General features: G+C 36.4%; 11 protein-coding genes and 3 pseudogenes. 5 read left to right on the forward strand and 9 right to left on the reverse strand.

Annotated elements, in window-relative coordinates; translation table 11 throughout:
- Positions 1-1,374, reverse strand: a complete 1,374-nt coding sequence (gene lpdA / locus NBW37_RS06150) for a dihydrolipoyl dehydrogenase (protein ID WP_250296156.1) — start codon at positions 1,372-1,374, stop codon at positions 1-3.
- Between the two features lie 674 nt (positions 1,375-2,048).
- Between lpdA and sdhA the strand changes: the two genes are divergently transcribed.
- Positions 2,049-3,848, forward strand: coding sequence for a succinate dehydrogenase flavoprotein subunit (sdhA, locus tag NBW37_RS06155; RefSeq protein ID WP_250296157.1), 1,800 nt, complete (start codon positions 2,049-2,051; stop codon positions 3,846-3,848).
- Positions 3,849-4,054: 206 nt separating this feature from the next.
- Here sdhA and NBW37_RS06160 read toward each other — a convergent pair whose 3' ends face one another.
- Entirely contained in the window at positions 4,055-5,773 is a 1,719-nt protein-coding gene (locus tag NBW37_RS06160) for a monovalent cation:proton antiporter-2 (CPA2) family protein (protein ID WP_250296158.1), read from the reverse strand.
- Between the two features lie 5 nt (positions 5,774-5,778).
- A complete protein-coding gene (locus NBW37_RS06165) occupies positions 5,779-6,351 on the reverse strand; it encodes a thioredoxin family protein (protein ID WP_250296159.1) in 573 nt (190 codons plus the stop codon).
- Between the two features lie 108 nt (positions 6,352-6,459).
- Between NBW37_RS06165 and tmk the strand changes: the two genes are divergently transcribed.
- A complete protein-coding gene (gene tmk / locus NBW37_RS06170) occupies positions 6,460-7,068 on the forward strand; it encodes a dTMP kinase (RefSeq protein ID WP_250296160.1) in 609 nt (202 codons plus the stop codon).
- Between the two features lie 187 nt (positions 7,069-7,255).
- Here tmk and NBW37_RS06175 read toward each other — a convergent pair whose 3' ends face one another.
- Both NBW37_RS06175 and NBW37_RS06180 read right to left on the reverse strand, forming a co-directional pair.
- Positions 7,256-8,425 (reverse strand): IS4 family transposase, encoded by a 1,170-nt coding sequence (locus tag NBW37_RS06175; RefSeq protein WP_250295821.1) that lies wholly within the window; start codon positions 8,423-8,425, stop codon positions 7,256-7,258.
- Positions 8,426-9,112: 687 nt separating this feature from the next.
- Positions 9,113-10,129, reverse strand: coding sequence for an aspartate-semialdehyde dehydrogenase (locus tag NBW37_RS06180; RefSeq protein ID WP_250296161.1), 1,017 nt, complete (start codon positions 10,127-10,129; stop codon positions 9,113-9,115).
- A 140-nt stretch (positions 10,130-10,269) separates the two neighbouring features.
- Between NBW37_RS06180 and NBW37_RS06185 the strand changes: the two genes are divergently transcribed.
- Positions 10,270-10,707: a hypothetical protein gene (locus NBW37_RS06185; RefSeq protein ID WP_250296162.1), complete on the forward strand. Its 438-nt coding sequence runs from the start codon at positions 10,270-10,272 to the stop codon at positions 10,705-10,707.
- 8 nt (positions 10,708-10,715) lie between these two features.
- Here the strand turns inward: NBW37_RS06185 and NBW37_RS06190 are convergent, their stop codons facing one another.
- Positions 10,716-11,993: an APC family permease gene (locus NBW37_RS06190; RefSeq protein WP_250296163.1), complete on the reverse strand. Its 1,278-nt coding sequence runs from the start codon at positions 11,991-11,993 to the stop codon at positions 10,716-10,718.
- 384 nt (positions 11,994-12,377) lie between these two features.
- On the opposite strand from NBW37_RS06190, the pseudogene NBW37_RS06195 reads away from it, so the two are divergent.
- Positions 12,378-13,245 (forward strand): annotated as a pseudogene (locus tag NBW37_RS06195) (IS110 family RNA-guided transposase); the annotation flags it as partial.
- Between the two features lie 16 nt (positions 13,246-13,261).
- Here the strand turns inward: NBW37_RS06195 and NBW37_RS06200 are convergent.
- Positions 13,262-13,999, reverse strand: a pseudogene (locus NBW37_RS06200) (IS5 family transposase).
- 79 nt (positions 14,000-14,078) lie between these two features.
- On the opposite strand from NBW37_RS06200, the pseudogene NBW37_RS07895 reads away from it, so the two are divergent.
- Positions 14,079-14,178 (forward strand): annotated as a pseudogene (locus tag NBW37_RS07895) (IS5 family transposase); the annotation flags it as partial.
- A 12-nt stretch (positions 14,179-14,190) separates the two neighbouring features.
- On the opposite strand, the gene NBW37_RS06205 reads toward NBW37_RS07895, so the two are convergent.
- Entirely contained in the window at positions 14,191-14,334 is a 144-nt protein-coding gene (locus NBW37_RS06205; RefSeq protein WP_250296164.1) for a hypothetical protein, read from the reverse strand.
- Between the two features lie 10 nt (positions 14,335-14,344).
- Positions 14,345-15,811, reverse strand: a complete 1,467-nt coding sequence (locus NBW37_RS06210) for an alanine/glycine:cation symporter family protein (RefSeq protein WP_250296165.1) — start codon at positions 15,809-15,811, stop codon at positions 14,345-14,347.

A 15,811-nucleotide genomic window follows, 5' to 3' on the forward strand; every position in this document is an offset into this window, starting at 1 on the left:
CTATTTAACATCTGCAGCAAGCACTGATTCGTGTATCATCTCTGAAATGGTTGGATGAGGGAAAATCGTAGATTTTATGTCGAAGTCTGTTCCTTCTAGTTGCTTTGCAAGAGCAAAATTGCTAATTAACTCCGTCACTTCTGCACCTATCATGTGGCTACCCAGAAGTTCGCCTGTCTTTTTGTCTATAATTGTTTTCACTAACCCTTCAGTTTCACTGAGTGCAACAGACTTACCATTAAAGGTAGAATGAAATTTTCCTATTTTTATATCATACCCACCTTTTATTGCCTGTTCCTCAGTAAGGCCGATGCTCGCTATTTGTGGATGAGAATAAGTGCAATTTGGTATGCACTCTTTTTTTAACGCATGAGTACCTTTACCAGCAATCTTTTCAACGCAGATCACAGCTTCATGACTTGCTTTATGTGCTAAACATGGTGGGCCAGCTACATCACCTATTGCATACACATTTGATTCACTAGTTTCATACCATTCATTCGTTTCAATAAAACCAGAGGAATTTAATTTTATCCTTGTATTTTCTAAACCTATATTTTCAGTATTTGCCTGAATGCCAACTGCAACAATCACCTTATCAAATTCTTTGCTCTCACCATTACTCAGTTGCACTTGAGCAGAGTCTTTATTTTTAGTCAAAGCTTTTACACTACTGTTTGTATATATTTTTATCCCCTGTTTTGTGAATATCTCTTGTGCTAAATCTGAAATGTCTTTATCCTCTAGCGGCAAAATAGTGCTCTTTATCTCTATGATTGTTACATCAACCCCCAAAGTGCTATAAAAACTTGCAAATTCTATTCCAATTGCACCAGATCCTATAATGAGTAGTGATTTTGGTAATTTGCCCGGCATCATAGCGTGCTGCGCATTCCATATTAAATCTCCATCTGCCTCTATTCCAGGCAGATTCCGTGCCCTCACGCCTGTTGCTAAAATGATATGCTTGGAAACAATTTCTTGTTCTTCCTTATCGCCAGCAACTTTGATAGTACTACTGCCTGCAAGTTTACCAAAGCCTTGATAAACTCTGATATTGTTCTTCTTCATCAAATATGCAACACCGCTTGACAATTTATCAACAACGTTTCTTGAGTATTTCACTATTGATTGTATATCAAAACTCGCTTCCTTTACTTCTATACCAAACTCTTTTGATCTTTTTATTAGCCTATAAACCTCAGACGCCCTAAGTAGCGATTTTGTTGGTATACATCCCCAATTTAAGCATATACCGCCTAAATTTTTTTCTTTTTCTACAATTGCAGTTTTAAACCCAAGCTGTGCCGCCCTAATTGCTGCTATATAACCACCAGGACCGCTACCTATAACCGTAATATCATACTCATTCATCAGTTTTCTTCGTATTCAAAAAGATTATATATAACAGATGGAACCCATACAATCAATGGTCTGCCATTCAGATAGTTGACAACATAGAAACAAAAAAAACTTCCTTCCGCCAGCCCCCTTACTATGATAGTAAGGGTATTTATGACTCAAAACTTGTTTTTGATCTGCGCAGGTTCAACAACAAAAATTCAGTAAAAAACTCAGGGTATTTATTGGCGGATTACATAAAATTATAGCGGCTGCATGTCTTTTTTATTTTTTCTACATTCAGCCAAATCGCGCTTAAACTAAGCGTCAGCACATTATTACAGCGCCACTTACAGTAATATAGAGTCAAAACTCGCACCACGGGGCTTCTTTTGCCTTTTTTTTCATTTAGTAAATTTCTTAATGTTTATAGCTAAAAGAGCCCAAGAGAGGTGTCATTCCAGTGCCTCTGTGATGTCATTCCAGTGTCAAGCACTGGAATGACACCCTACTAGTAGCACAATGTTCGTACAGCTGTACGTGTGACCAGAAAAAACATAGACCCCAAGTGTCAGCTACTTTCATGACACCCCGACAACCGTCATCCCGCTACGTGTTAGCGCCGCGGCGGCATAACTATAGAAAACTTGTATAGATTTTTTCTACTTCTGTGATATCATAAGCCTGTAATAATAAAATAAGTAAATATGGATAAGTCAGCGTATGAGATCATAGAACATGAGTATGATGTGGTAGTAGTAGGTGCAGGTGGAGCAGGGCTCAGAGCAACGCTTGGGATGGCTGCAACTAATTTTTCAGTTGCCTGCATTTCTAAAATTTTCCCTACACGAAGTCATACAGTTGCAGCACAAGGCGGAATTAGTGCAGCTTTAGGTAATATTGGTGAAGACGATTGGCGCTGGCATGCATATGACACAATAAAAGGTTCAGACTGGCTTGGTGATCAAGATGCAGTAGAATATATGTGTAAAAACGCTGCTAAAGCTGTTATTGAACTTGAAAATTTTGGCGTACCTTTTTCTCGTACAGAAGATGGCAAAATATACCAGCGTTCTTTTGGTGGAATGACAACTCACTTTGGTAAAGGAAAGTCAGCTCAGCGCACTTGTGCGGCGGCAGATAAAACTGGGCACGCAATCCTTCACACTCTATATCAGCAGTGTCTTAAATTCAACGCTGAATTTTTTGTTGAATACTTTGTGATTGATTTAATTATGGATAGCGAAACATGCTGCGGAGTTCTTGCTTGGTCGCTATGCGACGGTACATTACATAAATTTCGCGCGCATAGGGTGGTGCTAGCAACAGGTGGATATGGACGTGTTTATTTCTCTGCAACAAGCGCACACACCTGCACAGGTGATGGTAATGGCATGGTGGTGAGAGCTGGGTTACCACTTGAAGATATGGAATTTGTGCAATTTCATCCGACAGGAATATATGGCTCAGGGTGCTTGATGACAGAAGGGTGCCGTGGTGAAGGGGGATATCTCGTTAATTCTCAGGGCGAAAAGTTTATGGAACGTTACGCACCAAAAGCAAAAGATTTAGCTTCTCGTGATGTGGTAAGTCGTGCAATAACAATTGAAATTAGAGAGGGAAGAGGTGTTGGACCGAAAAAAGATCACATGTATTTAACTATAGCGCATCTTGATCCGGAAGTAATAAAACTGAGACTTCCAGGCATCAGCGAAACCGCGAGAACTTTTGCTGGAGTTGATGTCACTAAAGATCCAATACCGGTCATTCCGACTGTTCACTATAACATGGGTGGCATTCCAACCAATTATTATGGAGAAGTGATCACGCTGAAGCAAGGTAAGGAAGAAGTGGTAGATGGACTATTTGCAATTGGAGAAGCCGCATGTGTCTCTGTGCACGGTGCAAATCGACTTGGCTCTAACTCACTTCTTGATCTTGTGGTTTTTGGTAGAGCTGCAGCGCTCAGAGCAAAAGAGAAGCTAAAATCCGGTACACCACATAAAAAATTGCATTCAGACTGCACAGACTGGATAGTAGATAGATTTAATAAAATGCGATTTGCCTCCGGTGGGCTAAAAGTAGCAAAAATACGCAGCGAAATGCAGAACACTATGCAAAAGTACGCATCAGTGTTCCGTGTTGCTGAAGTTTTAGAAGAAGGCAAAAAAGCTATAAAAAAGGTAGCAAAAATGATGCCTGATATTTCACTTGAGGATCGCAGTATGATGTGGAATAGTGATTTAGTTGAAGCACTGGAGCTTGCTAACATGATCCCACAAGCGGTTATTACCATGGAATGCGCAGCCAATCGAGAGGAGAGTAGAGGTGCCCATGCTCGTGAAGATTTCCCTGAGCGTGATGACAAAAATTGGATGAAGCACACTATAGCGTGGCTTGAAGAAAAGAAAGGGCAGATCAATGTAAAAATTGATTACAAGAAAGTTGCTGAAAAAACTCTGAGCGATGAGATTGATTTCATAGCTCCGGAAAAGAGGGTTTATTAGTCAGCCGTATCTGTTCAGGCAATGGCGTCAACTTAAGGAAAAATATCGATGATAGTGTATAAAAATTCTCTCTAAAATTTTTACCATTAAATTACCCAAAAGCTGCAATAAATAGCACTTTTGTTGCTGTTTTATTTCAACAAAGAAGTCTAAAATGTGTCCTTAAGTTGACGCCATTGGCTGAACGGATACAATTAGAGAAGTAGTCATTCATCTTTATCACTACCAAGGTCTTTTAACATACTATAATTGCCTTTTCTAAATCTACTTTTTAAAGACGTAACTCCACTTTCGCTAATACCACTGAGGCTCAGTGCAGCTCCACCTAGCTGCAATCCTATCTCAGATGTTTCAGGAATAATTTTACTAGCTCCTAGATCTCTATAAACCTCCACATTACTCAGATCTGGTAAGCGTATTACAATATTTACATGCGGAAAATTTGCAGCAACTAAGGAAACAACTTTTTTTATAGTAACTTCATTCTTTATTGAAATAACGAGAGCTTGTGCTCTTTCTATTCCTACTGATTTTAAAATTTCATATCTTGTAACATCTCCAAGATATATAGGAAAACTATCACTTTTTCCTTCTTTGACTATTTTCGATTGAATATCTACAACAACGTAACTTAAATGCTCTGCAGTAAGCATTTTTGTTACCATATATCCCACTCTACCAAATCCAGCAACTATTACATGGTTATAAAGATCTTGTGTATCTGTTTCAACAGCTTCATCATCTAATATTGTTTTCTCAGTGCTAAATGAGTTTGCTATCCAATCTCCAAGCCCCGATAAAAGAGGAGTGAAAGCCATGGTTACTGTAGTTACCATCATAAGTACTTGAGCGATTTCACTTGGTAGCACATTTAGCTCATCTGCTAAGCGAAATAAAATAAATGCAAATTCACCGCCTTGTGAAAGCAGTAACCCAGCTTGTATAGCAGGTGCACTCTTAAACCCAAAAAATCTACACAATATATATATGATAGATGTTTTTAAAACGATAAGGATAATCGATAATAAAGTAATTAGTGGTAACTTATTGAGTAAAAGTTCGGTATTGATGGACATACCAACAGTCATGAAAAATAAGCCAAGAAACAAATCTTTAAATGGCAATACTGCGTGTTCTACTGAGTGTCTATATTCTGTTTCTGCAACTAACAATCCAGCAACAAATGCACCTAATGCCAACGATAAATGAAATTGCTCAGTAATAAACGCTGCTCCTAATACTATTAAAAGCGTTGTTGATATAAAGACCTCATTACTTTCCATTTTAGCAATAACCGAAAATAAAGGTCTAAGCAATAATCTACCAGTTATAAATATCAGCACTAATGCAATAGCTGCTTGCACCAATGAACCTGCCAATGAGCTTATCAGGCTGTGCTCAGAATTGCCAGCAAGTAAAGGTACCAACACTATTAATGGTACCACTGCAAAATCTTGCATTAATAGTACTGCTATCGACAACCTACCAACCTGACTTGCTTGAGAACCTTTTTCTTGCAGAACCTGCAACACTATTGCTGTTGAGGATAGCGCAAGCCCACCACCAATAACTGTTGCTATATTCGTATTCACTCCGAAAGCAAGAGCAATGCACCATATTGCTACCATGGTAACTATAACTTGAAGAGAACCAAACCCAAATACATGAATACGCATAGCGATCAGGCGTTCAAATGTCAATTCAAGGCCTATAATGAATAATAGAAAAACTACACCAAATTCTGCAAGATTATCCATTGCTTCAGCTGAGTGTATCAGATTAAACCCATGAGAACCAATAACTGCACCTGCAACGAAGTAACCGAGCACTGGACTAATATTCATTTTCCAAAACGCTATGACTATAAACACAGCAGCAGAAAGTAAAATTATAATATCAAACAAATGCTGAGAGCCACTGTGCATGATATTTAACCTGTAGAATTAGACCATTTAATTGAGCAGCCAATACTGGACTTTTGCTCAGATGGACAACCACCAATTTCTGCAATAAATTTCATAGCTTGAAATAAATCACTACTTCCTACTTCATAGCTTTGAACCTTTTCTTTTTTTGTGTCGTTAAAACGTCCACGATAGCAAAGGTTTAAATTGGAATTAAAGCCAAAAAAATCAGGAGTGCAAACAGCCCCATATTCTTTAGCTATTTTCTGTGTACTATCAATTAAATATGGAAATGTAAACTTATTTTCTTTGGCAAAATTAATCATATTTTCAAAGGAATCTTCTGGATATTCATTTACATCATTTGACATTATTGCAACGGTGTTTACCTGATAATCTTTTTTCAATTGATCAACATCGCTTACCAGATTGCTAATAATTGACTGAACGTAAGGACAGTGATTGCATATAAACATTACAATAAGACCATTTTTTCCACAACAGTCACTTAATGTATAGTATTTATTGTCTACTCCCAAAAGATTAAAATCTTTTGCAGTAAAACTAAAATCGACTTTAGGAGTATTCAGAGCAACCATAGACTATTATTATACCACATATAATTTATGATTTTGTCATTTAAATGTCAAACGGTTTCTATGTATACTATTTGCATATTCTTTTTTAGCATTATAATTATAAAACTTATGTTCATAACTTTCGAAGGAATAGACGGCTCTGGTAAAACAACACAGTCTGAGCTACTTGCAGATCATTTTAAGCAAATTCGCGGTGAAAATAGCGTAGTATTGACTCGAGAACCAGGCGGCACTGATTTTGCAGAGAATATAAGGGGAGTGTTGTTAACAAATAATATTGATCCTATTTCTGAACTCTTGCTACTTATCTCGATGAGGCACGAGCATATGAAAAAATTAATATTACCAGCTCTTGCAGAAGGAAAAATAGTGATTTGTGATCGGTTTATTGATTCAACTATTGCATACCAAGGATATGGGTTTGGAGTTAATTTAAAACTAATAGAAGATTTGCACAGGTTGGCTGAAATTAGATATCCAGATATTACATTTATTCTAGATATTGACGTTGAAATTGGGTTGAGTAGAGCAAAAGACAGGAATAAATATGAAGAAATGGATGTAAATTTTTACAATAAAGTCAGAAAAGGGTTTAAAGAAATTGCCATAAAAGAGCCCGGTAGGTGCCATGTTATCACTGAAATTGAAACAAAAAGTGATAATCAAGTACACAATGAAATTATTAGACTTCTGGGATCTCATTTCGTAACTTCATAGTGTAAATTATTTCAAATTGTATCTATTTGCAAATATATAAATATAGTAATTTTGCATAAAAAATTAGATCCCAGTGTCAGCTACTTGGATGACAAGAAGAGGGCTACTTGGATGACAAAAAAAGGAGCACTGGCATGACATCTGTAGCCCTACGTCATACCGCCGCGGCGCATAAGTGTTGAAAGTATCAAAAATGGCGTGATATAAGGTGATTGACGGCATGTAAATTACCTCCCGACAGTAAAACAATCGAACGTATAAAAGAGTCATTTAGATCCAATGTGAATTGCAGTAATGCTATTTTGAACCCATGTAGATTATTTTTGATTTTATAAACAAGAAATAACAAAGCCGTAATAATAATCATGTAAATATACACCTTCATGCCATTCATAGTATGGCTTAAAAAGTGCTTATATCCAAGATTTTGCTTTATAAATTTAAAGAACACTTCTATATCCCATCTGCGCCTATATAGCTCTGTTACTTCATAAGCTGGCATTTCAAACAAGTTTGTCAAAAACCATATTTCATCTCCAATTTTATTTCTGATTTTTATTAGCCGTAGATCATGCTTTTCTGCCACTTTACCTCGTGCACGATAAAGATTAACTATTATATCTTCTAAAATCTCTGATCCATCCGATTTTTGTTCTCCTATAACTTTGTTCCTGCTTATAACATCATGTTTTCTTCCTACTTTAACTCTTGTGATAAATTTGTACTCCTTTTCATCAAATTCGGCAAAAGTTCCAACTTTTCTGATTCCTCTATCAAATAATAAAATATCCTCTTTTTCAACTTTAGCTTCATTAATTGCTCTCACTAATGCTATATCTTCACTACTTTCTTCTTGTCCTTTACAAAATCTTATACTTGTCGGCAATTGATCCTTTAATCCTACACTCACTTTAACTTGACTATCGTTACTTTTACCGCCTATTTTCAGCCCATCTTTTATGAGATATCCCGATAAATTTATGATCGTCGAATCAAACTTATGTAAGTTATTTGATGTTTTTTGGGGTAATAGCTTTTTAATCTTGCTCATCAAATCAATATATACTCCCTTAAAATATTCTGGATTTATAACTTTTAACCTTTTTGACAAACCACTGTATGTTACTGTACTTTTATCGCTATTCTTATCCATTATACACCTGTTTATTACCATTTCTAGCGCTCTTAGGCTTGTTTTTTGCCCCATTAATATTAACTTCATTAGACCTTTAAATATAATCTTGCCCAACAATTTAGTATTACATTTATCTACTTCACTTAATTTTCCTAGCCTTTCTAAATCCTCATCTTTTATTAAATTTAGTACTCTTTCTATTTGATCCATTATTGCCTCCATTTTCTTGCAATAATAGTTCTTTATGTCTTTTTTGTGTTACTTTCAACACTTATGCGCCGCGGCGCTAACAAGCAGCGAGATACTATACCGTCATGGTATCTCTAGATCCCGCTAACACGTAGCGGAATGACGATTGTCGGTGAACCTAAGTTACTTTAGCCATAAACATTAAGAAATTTACCAAACGGAAAAAAAGGCAAAAGAAGCCCTAGTCATTGTTTATTTTCAGTATCGGCGTTCTTTAAGTCTTAAACACTGCAATTTAGCTGCTTTTAAACGCAACTAACTTAAGCTATAAATGTTTAAGAAATTTACCAGCAGAAAAAAAAGACAAAGAATCTCCGGAGTAGCTAGTTATTCCACTCTTTATTTTAAAATTTGACGTTGGGTGATGTCTTAAACGCTTTATAAGCGCTTTTCAGCTTATGTGGGTAAAAACCCAAAATTTTTATAAAGACATAGTATGCACATAGTGCAAAAATTAAACAATAGTACGCCAAATACAAGTCTTCTTGTCATTTTAATCTGCACAGATTGGGAAGTTAAATAATATAGCTTCAGTTTCATAATAAGGAGGCTGGCGAAATGTGTCAAGGAATTTTTATGGCCTAGCGTCACACGCTGGAATGACATCATGTGATATACAAATTTCCTCCGAATTACAACGTACGTGCACTCTATATGCACTTAATACTCTCTTATTAAAATCTCAAGAATCTGCACTATATTTAATGCTGCACCTTTGCGCAGGTTATCAGCCACTATCCACATATTTAATCCATGCTCAACAGTATTGTCTCTTCTAATACGCGAGACATATACAGCATTCTCCTGTACAACATCAATTTGAGTTATGTATTCACCATCTTCACGCCTATCGTACACTAAAACTCCACTCTCTTCGGCTTTACTTAGCACTTCACGAGCTTGTTCTTCAGTGATATGTTGATCAAATTCCACATTTACTGCCATAGCGTGACCGATAAGGACTGGTACCCTTACACAAGTTGCAGTAACTTTTATATCTTCCTCTAAAATTTTTTTTGTCTCCTCTTGCATTTTCCATTCCTCTTCTGTAGAACCATTTTTCATGAATTCTCCTACATGGGGGATGCAATTAAACGCTATTTGCTTGGGGAATATCTCGGGTTTTTTAGCTTCGTTCATAAAGATTTTTTTTGTCTGGTCATAGAGCTCATCCATTGCTGCTTTACCTGCACCAGAAGTTGATTGATAAGTTGAAGCAACGATTCTCTTTATTTTTGCTTTCTGGTGTAATAGATGTAGTACTAGCAGCATCTGTATTGTAGTACAGTTTGGATTGGATATTATGTTGTGATTTTTATATTCCATAATTTTTTCTTTATTAATCTCTGGAATAATGAGTGGCACACCCTCTTTCATTCTAAAATGGGAACTGTTATCTATCACGATGCATCCAGCCCGTGTTGCAGTTGGTACGTACTTTTCAGAAACATGAGATCCAGCACAGAAAATGGCTACATTAGTTCCAACGAAGTCATAATCCTCAAGGCATAAAACTGTTAACTCTTTGTCATCAAAGCTCATCTTCTTTCCTTCTGATTTTTTCGATGCAAGTGCAATAACAGAATCTATTGCCTCATCTTGAAATTCAGCAAGCGTGCTTAATATCTCACGCCCTACTCTTCCGGTTGCTCCAATAACAGCAATTTTGTATCCCATATAGATAAACCTCTCATTTTAAAGTTCTATTATATTTTGACCGACAAAATTTACAATTGTTTTAATATTTTTACCTTGCAATTAATTGTAATTTAGCTATTATTATGCAATATTAGTAATATTACATAATAAAGTGAAAGATGAATAAAGAATACGATGAAACTAAGGTTAAACCTGCAATGTCTACACCTCAAGAGCCTGAAAGAACCAATGGATTAAAGGCTCAAAATGTTCTTTCGAAAAAAAGAAAGCCTGCAATAAATTTTGATGATAAAAAATATGGTGTAAAAAACCTTAAAATAGACCAACAGTTCCTAAATAAAAGACAAGAATCTTCAAAACTAAGAGATTTCTTAAGATCAATACCAATAATAGGGAGATTTTTAGCAAGGATTTTCACACCTAAAAAAGTAGAAGTCGTCAGTAACCCTATAATGGAAGCATATGAAAAATTGCAAGCAGGTCACTCCTGTAAGATAAAAGATGAGACTAGTGTAGATGATGAATACGCAAAAGAAGTAGATAGTAAACTTGAGAAGGGTAATGTTGAACAAGTGGACAATAAGAAAAGTCGTTAAACTCTATTTTATTGTGCAGGAGCTCTGCAGTACCAAAATAAATAAATGGGTATGCCACTTGCAGTGAATAAGCTTGCGATCAGCAAGGTATTCACAGAAGTTTCAAATATTACCCAGCAGCAAAAGGTTGTTGCTATACTGCCAATTAAAAATTTGTAATAGTTTTTCTCCTTTATAATAACCTTGAGAAAAGCAAGACTGCATACAAGGTAAACAAATAAAAATGAAACTACAGAAAAGTCAATAATTGATGTGATCTGTTTAGCAAAATTGTTGCTTGAAGTGAGAATTAGTAGAACTGAAGTGCCAACGGAGCTGATTGTTATGCCCCAGAAAGGAGAACCGTGCTTGTTTCTTTTAGCAAAGAACTGTGGCATCAGTTTATCTTCTGCAAGGCCAAGGGCCACTTGTCCACTAGCTAGTACCCAAGCATTTAAACTGCCAACACAAACAATAAAAGCAACAATAGAAATGATCAAATGCCAATTACCAGGAAACATAATTTTTATTGCATCAACATACGGCGCTTTTGAATTAACTAGATCATTGCCGTTTATCAATCCCATGATTGCAAGGCTATTAATGAAATATATAACTGCAACAGAGATTGTGCCAAGCACTATGGCTCTTGGTATAGTCTTGGCTGGATCGTTTACTGATCCTGCAGGTGCTGTTGCTGATTCAAGTCCAATAAAACACCATAGAGTGAGTAGTGTAGAGCGAGCAAGGACTTGAGACATCGTGAGGGTTGATATTTTCTCACTTATGATAAAATTATTCCTATCAAAGAAAAACAACGCTGTTACTGGTATAGCAAGCAGTGCGGTAATTTTGACAGTCATCAATAAAAGCTCAACACATCCAGCAGCAGTGACACCTCTTAAATTTATTAGTGTAATGATCGTAAATAATAGTATTTCTAAAAATAAGCGTATATTTTGAATATCTCCATGAAAAAGCGAAGTAAGATAGCCAATACTTGCAACAATTACTGCTGTCGTGCTAACCCATGAAATCACCCAATATGTCCAACCAACAAAGAAAGCTGCAGCAGGGCCAAAAGCATGCTTTACATAAACGTGAGGACCACCCGTTTCTGGAAATTTTGCGCAGAGTAAGGCAAAAACCAAAGCAAGAGATATAGCACCGAGCCCTGATATTACCCAGCTTATGAGGCTATAAATGCCATATGGAGCAAGGCTAATTGGAAGCATAAAAATTCCAGAGCCAATTTGGCTACTAATCACTAAGGCAAAAATAGCCCAAAAACCTATTTTGTTTGACATAATAGTTTCTAATTTCTATCTGAATAGGTTAATAATATGGCTTAAATTGGAAAACTTCAACGAATAAGTAACTTAACTCGTGTATACAAAAGTTAAATGAGTGCGGACCTGCAGTACCAAAATAAGTATGTAGGTATACTACCTAAAATAACATGACCTTACCCAGATGGTATGAATTAGGTATTGCTTGGTTGGAAGCAAGAGAAGATAATCACTTCTCAGAGTGGATAGGTGGCAGGTTGCTGAGGCACTTTCTGTTCTTGTATAAAGTATATGAAAGAAGACCTCGTTACTCAGATTCTGCCACCGGTGAGGCTCACAAAATGTGATGACCTCGTATAGGAGTTTGGACCAACCAGTACTCTGATATATTGAAATGTGCAATTGGAGGAAAAATATGCGTCACATAGGCATTATACTAATAGTTTTACTGTTTGTTACTTGCAAGAAGGAAAACCGGAGTATATTCAAACGTTTCGCTTAAAAGACTTGAATAATTTTATCAGAAATCTTCAAGAAACAGATGAAATAGCTAACAGGCAATAGCTGTTTTTTTTATTACGCAGTGTCACCTTATGTTAAGCGCGTGGTAATAATTGCTCCTGGACAGTTTGAAGTTGTTCGTCGCTCTGTGAACAAAACGGACAAGCACGATGCGCGAGCTATTGCTTTTTTTCTAAGCAAAGGTATGTTACCTGAAGCAAGACATAAAAGCAAACAATGCAAGCAGTTAGCTTCTCTTCTTCAAACAAGAGACCAGTTAGTAAAATCAAGGGTATCTTTAATTAATAAAATGCATGGTCTTTTTAATTATCATGGGATAAAAATTAAAAAGGAAGCACTTACAACTAAGGTGGGGTGCTACTCAAAAGCATAATTGGGATCCTTTAGAAAAGATTGAAATTGAAGTAATTAGCTATCATTTGGAAGCTATTCGGGAAAGTCTTAAAAAACTTGAGAAGGAAATTATAGCTTTTGCCAAACAGCTTCCTGAACCTTATCAGCATAAAAGGAATTGGCCAAATTTCTGCAGCTGTTTTTATTGCAACAATTGGAGACATTAATGATTTTCATAGGCCTGAGAAACTTACTGCATATTTTGGCACGAGTTTCTCAATCTAATCAACAGTGCACGATCGACCAAACGTGGATCAAAAATAGCTCGCTTCTTTAGTGCAGTGTACTTGGGTTGCTATACGCTTATCTGAACAGCTTTTACGAGCATGTAAAAAAAAAGCGTGGTTCTGCTAGGCTCTGTGGACAAAATTTTAGAGAAGCCATACAAGAGCTCCAACAAAATTGAGAAAACCCATAAAAACCTCAGCAGTTTTATCAAATCTGGAAAAAATGCGCCTAAAATTTTTAATTTTACCAAAAAAACACTCAATCAAATGACGTTCTTTGTAGATATGCTCATCGTAATGCCTTTGCACTTTTCGATTCCGTTTTGGTGGAATAACTACTGTACATCCCTTGTCTTCAAGACTTGTAACAAAGGCATTGCTATCGTAGCCCTTGTCAGCTACTACAGTAGAGTTATAGATACTTTCGGTTAACACCTGTGCCTGCGTAATTTCATTTCTTTGACCGGGAGTCAGAGTAAATTTAAGTGGATTTCCAAGTGCATCAACAAGCGCATGTATTTTAGTTCACCTTTGCTCCTTCCTAAAGCTTCTTGATCCTTGGAGTCTTTTGTATATCCAGCTGAACATGGATGGGCTCTGATCGTCGATTATAGCAACTTCTAAATCAGGCTCCTGTTTAGTATATTCAAGCAATTTTTCCCAAACATCTCTTTCACACCATCTTTTAAATCGCTTATGTATACTCCTGTAATTACCATAAGTTTTTGGTAAAAGTCTCCATTGGCAACCACTTCGCACTATGTACCACACTGCCTCTATGAATATTCTTAAACGTTTTTCATCTTTGCTGTGCATTCCTTTTACGCTTTTTATGAACTCTAAAATTTGTTTCCAATTTTCCTCTTTGATGTAATATTGCATATGGTAGTTTCTCCATTTTTGTACACATTAGGCTAAACTACCATCTTTTTCTCTCTTTTCATATTTTTTGTCCACAGAGCCTAGGAATAAATCTGAGATAAATCGTGAGAAGGAACTGCTACTCAAGTGTTATTTGCTTAACAAATTTACTGATGGCTAAGTTTGAGATAGCTTCATGAATTTATTGTACGTTACCTACTATCCGAAGAGCGATGCAACAAAGCCATCCCAGTGTCAGCTACTTGGATGACAAGAAAGAGTTTTGGGATGACAAGAGGGAGTTTTGCTATAACAAGAAGATGGCACTGGAATGACATCTGTTGTTGTACCTTCATATGCCAAAATTTAATTAATTTTATTATTCCTCAGCCTTTTCAGGTAGCACTGAACTTCATCGTTGATCTGATTACTAAACAGTATAAGTGCTGTCATGTTGATGAGTGCTAAACAAGAGAATAAAGTTCCACCGATATTGGCAATAGCCATTATATCTTTAGAAAGACCAGAGAGAAACGCCACAATTATTACCGCTATGCGGTATATCACTATACTTTTTGCACCGAATAAATATAGCCACCCCATTTCACAACAATATACAAATGAAATTACCGAAGAAAATGCAAACAAAGGTGCAGCTATGGTTAAAAGTATAGGAAACCATGAAGAAACTGTCTCAAATGCCTTTTGAGTAATTAATATTCCCTCACCAACACCTGTTTGGTATGCACCTGTTATTACTATTGTTATTCCTGTTAAACAGCAAATGAGCATTGTATCAAAACACGGCTCTATCATTGCAACAAGCCCTGTTCTTACTGGTTCTTCATCTTTAGTTGCTGCATGAGTAATTGAGGCAGAACCAACACCTGCTTCACTGGCAAAGATTGCTCTTTGGATTCCGGTAACAAATGCACCTACTATCCCTCCACCAACAGCATTGAAATCTATCATAGTGGAAAATAATATTTTCAACGTATAACCAAGGTTATGAATATTAAATGTAATAATAATAATACAACTAAAGATATATATAAGTGACATAATAGGTACTAATGCAGAAGATATCCTAGCTATCCTTTTAATTCCGCCAATAATTACCAGAGCAAGCAGCGCAGATATTATGGAAGAAAGAAACCAAGGGTGACCATCTACCCAACTTGAATAGCCAGATAATATTGAGACCATTTGGTTGGTTTGAAACGCTACACTTCCACCAAGACCTGATAATATAAAAAATACTGCATACATAGCAGCCAGAACAATACCAAGTCTTTTAAATCCAAATTCCTCCAGACCATTCCTTATATACTGAAAGGGACCACTAAACAACTGCTTCTGATCTTCTGTTCTATGTCTAAATGCTAAAGTCACTTCGGCAAATTTTGCTGACATACCAAAAAAACCTGTGATCATCATCCAAGGCACCGCTCCTGGCCCTCCCATTGAAACTGCAATTGCAACACCAGCAACAGTTCCAAGGCCTACTGTGCTTGAAAGTGCAGTTATAAATGCCTGGAAATGCGTAATGTGACCATCGTGATGATCTGTGTCATATTTTCCACATAAAATAGCGAACGCGTGCTTAAACATTCTTATGTTGAGAAATTTAAAACGCAATGTTAGGAACACATACCCAAAAGCTAGTAGAAAAATTATAAATGGCACGTAAAAGATCTTGAAAAACAGCACTTCATTCATGAAGTTATTTACTCCACTCAACACAGCATCATAACTTTCGTAAAAACCTGAAGCAGCGTACACATCATTAAACAATAGGCAAAATAACACCATATAAAGTAATCTATAAATCAT

The organism is Wolbachia endosymbiont of Oedothorax gibbosus, from assembly GCF_936270145.1.
Taxonomy (GTDB): Bacteria; Pseudomonadota; Alphaproteobacteria; order Rickettsiales; family Anaplasmataceae; genus Wolbachia.